This window comes from Catenibacterium sp. UBA627 (assembly GCF_002299355.1).
GTDB classification, from domain to species: Bacteria; Bacillota_I; Bacilli_A; order Erysipelotrichales; family Coprobacillaceae; genus Catenibacterium; species Catenibacterium mitsuoka.
This window is the reverse complement of record NZ_DBPF01000044.1, coordinates 1-6841: the sequence shown is the minus strand read 5'-3', so window position 1 is coordinate 6841 and position 6841 is coordinate 1. Positions and strand designations below refer to the sequence as shown.

The window sequence follows — 6841 nt, the reverse complement described above, 5'->3', positions numbered from 1 at the left end:
GCAAGAGCTGGTCTATTAGATACTACATTCAGAACTGAAACTGAAACAGACTTATTTGGTGAACAGGCAGTTCTTTGTGGTGGTGTATGTCAGTTAATGCAGACTGGTTTCGAAGTATTAGTAGAAGCTGGTTACGATCCAAAGAATGCATACTTTGAATGTATCCATGAAATGAAGTTAATCGTAGACTTAATCTACCAGTCTGGTTTCGAAGGTATGAGAAAATCTATTTCTAATACTGCAGAATATGGTGACTATATCACAGGTCCTAAATTAATCACTGAAGACACTAAGAAAGCAATGAAGAAAGTATTAGCTGATATCCAGGATGGTTCATTTGCTAAAGAATTCTTACTTGAAATGTCAGCAGCAGGTGGACAGGCTCACTTCAAAGCAATGAGACAGTTACACAATGAACATGAATGTGAAAAAGTAGGTGCTGATATCCGTTCATTATATTCTTGGTCTGATGAAGATAAACTTTTAAATAACTAATCACTAAGCAACACACACTTTGTGTGTTGTAACGAGGAAGTACATTCGTACTTTCTCGTTACAACATTCAAAAATAACTTGAGGAGGAAATATAATGGGAATGACAATGACGCAGAAGATCTTAGCTGATCATGCGGGAGTAAAAGAAGTTCATGCAGGTGAATTAATTGAAGCAAATGTAGATATCGTAATGGCAAATGATATTACAGGACCTATGGCTTTACCAATCTTTAAGAAAATGGCTGATAAGGTCTTTGATAAAGATAAGGTTGTCTTAGTGCCAGATCACTTTACACCTAATAAAGATATTAAATCTGCAGAGAACTCTAAAGCAATCAGAGAATTCTCTCGTGAGCAGGGATTAACACATTATATGGAACAGGGTAAATGTGGTGTAGAACATGCTATCTTACCTGAAAGCGGCATTGTTGTGGCAGGTGATGCTGTCATTGGTGCAGACTCACATACTTGTACTTATGGGGCTATTGGTGCTTTCTCTACAGGTGTAGGAACAACTGATATTGCGACAGGTATGGCGACTGGACAGTTATGGTTCAAGGTGCCTTCAGCCATTAAATTTAATCTTCATGGTAAACTACCAAAATACGTATCTGGTAAGGATGTTATTTTACATATTATTGGACGTATTGGTGTAGATGGAGCATTATATAAATCAATGGAATTTACGGGTGAGGGTGTCAAAGAATTATCTATGGCAGATCGTTTCACTATTTGTAATATGGCTATTGAAGCAGGAGCTAAGAACGGTATCTTCCCTGTTGATGAAGCCGCTATTGAATACTTAGATAAACATGCTAAACGTGACTATAAGATCTATGAAGCAGATAAAGACGCAGAATATGAAGAAGTGGTAGATGTAGACTTATCTGCTATTAGACCAACTGTTGCTTTCCCTCATCTTCCAGGTAATGCAAAGACTGTGGATGAAATTGAAGCAATGGATAAGATCTATATTGATCAGGTTGTTATTGGATCATGTACAAATGGTCGTATGGAAGACTTAAGAAAAGCAGCCGCTATTCTTAAAGGTAAGAAAGTGGCTGATAATGTGAGAGTGATGGTTGTACCAGCAACTCAGAAGATTTACTTACAATGTATCCTTGAAGGTATTCTAGAAACATTTGTAGAAGCAGGATGTGCTGTCAATACACCAAGCTGTGGTCCATGTATGGGTGGTCATATGGGGGTACTTGCGAAAGGTGAAAAGTGTGTTTCTACTACAAATAGAAACTTCGTTGGACGTATGGGTGATGTAGAATCATTAATTTATCTTGCATCTCCTGAAACAGCAGCTGCAAGTGCGATTGCAGGTTATATCGCAAATCCAGAAAAATTCGGAGGTAATAACTAATGGAAGCTAAAGGTAGAGTATTTAAATATGGTGATAACGTTGATACAGACGTTATTATTCCAGCAAGATATCTTAATTCATTTGATGCCAAAGAATTAGCAAGTCACGCTATGGTGGACTTAGATCCTACATTTGTAGAAAGAGTCCAACCTGGTGATATTATTGTCGCAAAGAAGAACTTTGGCTGTGGTTCATCAAGAGAACATGCCCCTCTTGCATTAAAGACAGCAGGTGTTTCATGTGTTATCGCAAAAAGCTTTGCACGTATCTTCTATCGTAACTCTATTAATATCGGTTTTGCGATTCTTGAATGTCCAGAAGCCGTAGATGGTATTGATGATGGCGATGAAGTAAAAGTAGATTATGAAACAGGTAAGATTTATAACCTCACTAAGAATACAGAATATCAGGGTCAGCCTTTCCCACCATTCATGCAGAAGATTATTGAACAGGGTGGTCTTGTAAACTATGTCAATAATAAGAAAGGATAGAGGATATGGAAAAGAATATTGCGGTTATTAAAGGTGATGGAATCGGTCCTGAAATTGTGAATGAAGCAATTAAGGTACTTGATGCCATCGCAAAGAAATATAATCATACATTCAATTACAAGAATATCCTCATGGGAGGCTGTTCTATTGATGCTTATGGAGTCCCATTAACTGATGAGGCATTGGAAGTCGCAAAAAACAGCGATGCTGTATTATTAGGTTCTATTGGGGGAGATACTAATACATCTCCATGGTATAAATTAGATCCTACATTAAGACCAGAAGCAGGATTATTAAAGATTAGAAAAGAATTAGGTTTGTTCGCAAACTTAAGACCTGCTTATTTATATAAAGAACTTGCAGGTGCATGTCCTTTAAAGGAAAGCACATCAGAAGCAGGCTTTGATATGATTATCGTAAGAGAACTTACTGGTGGTTTATATTTTGGTGAAAGAAACACAAAAGAAATCAATGGTGAATTAGTGGCTCATGATAATCTTGTTTATTCAGAACATGAAATTAGACGTATCGCACAAAGAGGATTTGAAATTGCGATGAAACGTGGTAAGAAACTTACAAGTGTGGATAAAGCCAATGTTTTAGATACATCTCGCTTATGGCGTAAGATTGTGAATGAAGTGGCTCAGGACTTCCCAGAAGTAAAAGTAGAACATATGCTTGTAGATAACTGTGCCATGCAGTTAGTTAAAGATCCAGCACAGTTTGATGTTGTCCTCACTGAGAATATGTTTGGGGATATCTTAAGTGATGAAGCATCTATGGTCACAGGTTCTATTGGTATGTTATCAAGTGCTTCACTTCGTGAAGACAGTCTAGGTATGTATGAACCAAGCCATGGCAGTGCACCTGATATTGCAGGACAGAATATTGCGAATCCACTTGCGACTATCTTAAGTGCTGCTATGATGCTACGTTATTCATTTGATATGGATGAAGAAGCAGCATGTATTGAAAAAGCAGTAGAAAAGGTTCTTGCGGATAATATCCGTACAGTTGATATTTATAAAGAAGGAATGACAAAAGTATCTACATCACAGATGGGTGATGCTGTAGTAGAAAGACTTTAGGAGGCTAATATGAGAAGTGATAATGTAAAAAAAGGAGTAGAACGTGCACCTCATCGTTCACTCTTCAATGCCTTAGGCATGACAGAAGAAGAATTAGAAAGACCTCTAATCGGGGTAGTTTGTTCATATAATGAAATTGTTCCTGGTCATATGAATCTCGATAAGATCAGTGAAGCAGTTAAGAAAGGTGTTTATTTAGCGGGCGGTGTACCAGTTGAAGTACCTGCGATTGCAGTATGTGATGGTATTGCGATGAACCATACAGGTATGAAATATTCACTCGTTACAAGAGAATTAATTGCAGATAGTACAGAATGTCTGGCGACAGCACATCAGTTTGATGGTCTTGTTATGATTCCTAACTGTGATAAGAACGTTCCAGGCTTATTAATGGCAGCTGCACGTTTAAATATTCCAACTATCTTTGTATCAGGTGGACCAATGCTTGCAGGTAAGAAATTAAATGGTAAGAAGACTTGTCTTTCTTCACTATTTGAAGCTGTTGGTCAATATAATGCAGGTACTCTAGATGCGGCACATCTTGAAGAATTTGAAGAAAAAGCATGTCCAACATGTGGTTCATGTTCAGGTATGTATACAGCGAACTCTATGAACTGTTTAACAGAAGCACTCGGTATGGGTCTTCGTGGTAATGGAACTATTCCAGCTGTTTATTCAGCACGTATCAGACTTGCGAAACATGCTGGTATGAAGATCATGGAATTAGTAGAAAAGAACATCAAACCAAGAGATATCATGACTCCTGCTGCATTCAAGAATGCGATGACAGTGGACATGGCCTTAGGATGTTCTACAAACTCAATGCTTCATTTACCAGCTATCGCACATGAAGCAGGTGTTGAATTAAATCTTGAAATTGCGAATGAAATTTCTAAATATACACCAAACCTTTGTCACTTAGCACCAGCAGGTTCTACATTTATGGAAGATTTAGATGATGCCGGTGGCGTATATGCAGTCATGAATGAACTTGATTCATTAGGTATCTTAGATACAACAGGTATCACATGTACTGGTAAGACTGTTAAAGAAAATATTGCAGGATGTGTAAACTTAGATCCAGAAATCATCCGTCCTGTTGATAACCCTTATATGAAAACAGGTGGTATTGCGGTATTAAAGGGTAATATTGCACCTGATAGCTGTGTCGTTAAGGCAGCTGCAGTGGCTCCTGAAATGATGACACATACTGGACCAGCGAGAGTATTTGATAGTGAAGATGATGCAATCAAGGCAATTCGTGCTGGTAAGATTGTCAAGGGTGACGTTGTTGTTATTCGTTATGAAGGTCCTAAAGGTGGTCCTGGTATGAGAGAAATGTTATCTCCTACAAGTGAAATCGCTGGTATGGGACTTGATAAAGATGTTGCATTAATTACAGATGGTCGTTTCTCAGGGGCAACTAGAGGGGCTTCTATTGGACATGTATCTCCTGAAGCAGCAGTAGGAGGACCTATTGCTTTAATTGAAGAAGGAGATATGATTTCTATTGATATTCCAAATAATAAAATTAATGTAGCTGTAGATGATGCTACATTAGAAGCACGTCGTGCTAAATGGCAGCCAAGAGAACCTCGTATCACTACAGGTTACTTAAGACGTTATGCTGCACAGGTAACAAGTGCCAATACAGGTGCTGTATTACAGCCAAATGATAAGTAAAGGGGGAGAATCCAAAATGTTAATGAAAGGATCGGACATTGTAGTAGAAAGCCTTCTTGAACAGGGCGTTGATACTATCTTTGGCTATCCAGGAGGGACAATCCTAGAAGTCTATGATAGTTTATATAAATATCAGGATAAGATTCATCATATCCTTACATCTCATGAACAGGGGGCGGCTCATGCAGCTGATGGTTATGCACGTGCCACTGGAAAAGTGGGCGTCTGTATGGCAACAAGTGGACCAGGTGCCACTAACCTTGTCACAGGTATTGCGACAGCCATGATGGATTCTATTCCTTTAGTTGCTTTAACTGCCAACGTAGGTGTTAATGCCTTAGGTAAAGATGCCTTCCAGGAAATTGATATCAAGGGTGTGACTATCCCTATTACTAAACATAACTTTATTTGTAAATCACCAGAAGAATTGGCTCCTACTATTCGTAAAGCATTTCAGATTGCGAAAGAAGGTCGTCCAGGTCCAGTACTAGTCGATATGACTAAGAATGCGACTGTAAGTTCATGTGAATATACTAAAAAGGTGCCAGATGTCATTGGCAGCCGTCATTATACATTCCCTACAGCTTCTATTAAGAAAGCTGTAGAGATGATTGAAGCATCAGAAAAGCCATTCGTATTTGTCGGTGGTGGATGTATTACCTCTCAGGCGAGTGCAGCTTTAAAAGAATTAGTAGAAAAGATCGATGCACCTGTTACTGATACATTAATGGGTAAAGGGGCTTATGACGGCACTAATCCACGTTATGCAGGGATGCTAGGAATGCACGGGACTAAAGCAAGTAATATCGGTGTATCAGAATGTGATTTATTGATTGCGATTGGTGTACGTTTTAGTGACCGTATTACAGGTAATGTGGATACATTTGCGAAGAATGCAAAGATTATTCATATTGATGTCGATGATGCAGAAATCGATAAGAATGTGCCTGTTGATTTAGGTATTGTCGGAGATGCAAAAGATGTTATTGAAGCTATAAATTTAACTTTAACACAACAGAACCATCCAGGATGGATGAAGGAAGTACGTACATTAAAGGATCGTTATCCTTTAACTTATGATCAGTCTAGATTAACTGGTCCATATGTAATTGAACAGATTGATAACTTCACTGATTCTCAGGCTATTATTACAACTGAAGTAGGTCAGAACCAGATGTGGGCAGCTCAGTATTATCACTATAGACGTCCTAGACAGTTCTTAAGTTCTGGTGGACTTGGTACTATGGGTTATGGACTAGGTGCAGCAATGGGAGCTAAATATGGCTGTCCTGATCAGTTAGTATTCAATATTGCAGGGGATGGATGTTTCCGTATGAACCTCAATGAATTAGCCACTGCATCACGTTACAATATCCCAATCATTGAAGTAGTACTTAATAACCATGTACTTGGAATGGTAAGACAGTGGCAGACATTATTCTATGGTGAACGCTATAGTGCAACAGTACTTCATGATAAGGTAGACTTCTGTAAGGTAGCAGAAGGATTAGGCTGTAAAGCCATCCGTGTTACTAAGAAAGAAGAAGTGATGCCTGCTTTACAGGAAGCAGTGGATTATCATGGTCCAGTTGTAATCGAATGTATCATTGATGATGATGATAAAGTATTCCCAATGGTTGCGCCAGGAAGCTCTATTGCGGAAGTATTTGATGAAGCAGATATTAATAAGTAATTAAAAAGGCTTGAAATAA

The 6841-nt window shown here is 38.5% G+C and carries 5 protein-coding genes and 1 pseudogene; all 6 read left to right on the top strand.

Annotated elements, in window-relative coordinates:
• Window positions 1-495: pseudogene (locus B2S90_RS03040) on the top strand (ketol-acid reductoisomerase); the annotation flags it as partial.
• Window positions 496-589: 94 nt separating this feature from the next.
• A complete protein-coding gene (gene leuC, locus B2S90_RS03035; protein WP_055232804.1) occupies window positions 590-1867 on the top strand; it encodes a 3-isopropylmalate dehydratase large subunit in 1278 nt (425 codons plus the stop codon).
• On the top strand, window positions 1867-2358 hold the full coding sequence (leuD, locus tag B2S90_RS03030) for a 3-isopropylmalate dehydratase small subunit (protein ID WP_006505167.1): 492 nt from the start codon (window positions 1867-1869) through the stop codon (window positions 2356-2358). Before leuC ends, leuD begins: the two co-directional genes overlap by 1 nt.
• A gap of 5 nt (window positions 2359-2363) precedes the next feature.
• Window positions 2364-3446, top strand: coding sequence for a 3-isopropylmalate dehydrogenase (leuB, locus tag B2S90_RS03025; protein WP_022424399.1), 1083 nt, complete (start codon window positions 2364-2366; stop codon window positions 3444-3446).
• Window positions 3447-3455: 9 nt separating this feature from the next.
• Window positions 3456-5129 (top strand): dihydroxy-acid dehydratase, encoded by a 1674-nt coding sequence (gene ilvD, locus B2S90_RS03020; RefSeq protein WP_055232807.1) that lies wholly within the window; start codon window positions 3456-3458, stop codon window positions 5127-5129.
• Between the two features lie 16 nt (window positions 5130-5145).
• Window positions 5146-6822, top strand: coding sequence for a biosynthetic-type acetolactate synthase large subunit (gene ilvB, locus B2S90_RS03015; RefSeq protein ID WP_278779405.1), 1677 nt, complete (start codon window positions 5146-5148; stop codon window positions 6820-6822).
• The last annotated feature ends 19 nt before the right edge of the window (window positions 6823-6841 follow it).

Bases quoted from the DNA above. Each gene is read 5' to 3' on its own strand.
- leuC (WP_055232804.1), top strand. From the start codon at position 590: ATGGGAATGACAATGACGCAGAAGATCTTAGCTGATCATGCGGGAGTA.
- leuD (WP_006505167.1), top strand. From the start codon at position 1,867: ATGGAAGCTAAAGGTAGAGTATTTAAATATGGTGATAACGTTGATACA.
- ilvD (WP_055232807.1), top strand. From the start codon at position 3,456: ATGAGAAGTGATAATGTAAAAAAAGGAGTAGAACGTGCACCTCATCGT.
- ilvB (WP_278779405.1), top strand. From the start codon at position 5,146: ATGTTAATGAAAGGATCGGACATTGTAGTAGAAAGCCTTCTTGAACAG.
- leuB (WP_022424399.1), top strand. From the start codon at position 2,364: ATGGAAAAGAATATTGCGGTTATTAAAGGTGATGGAATCGGTCCTGAA.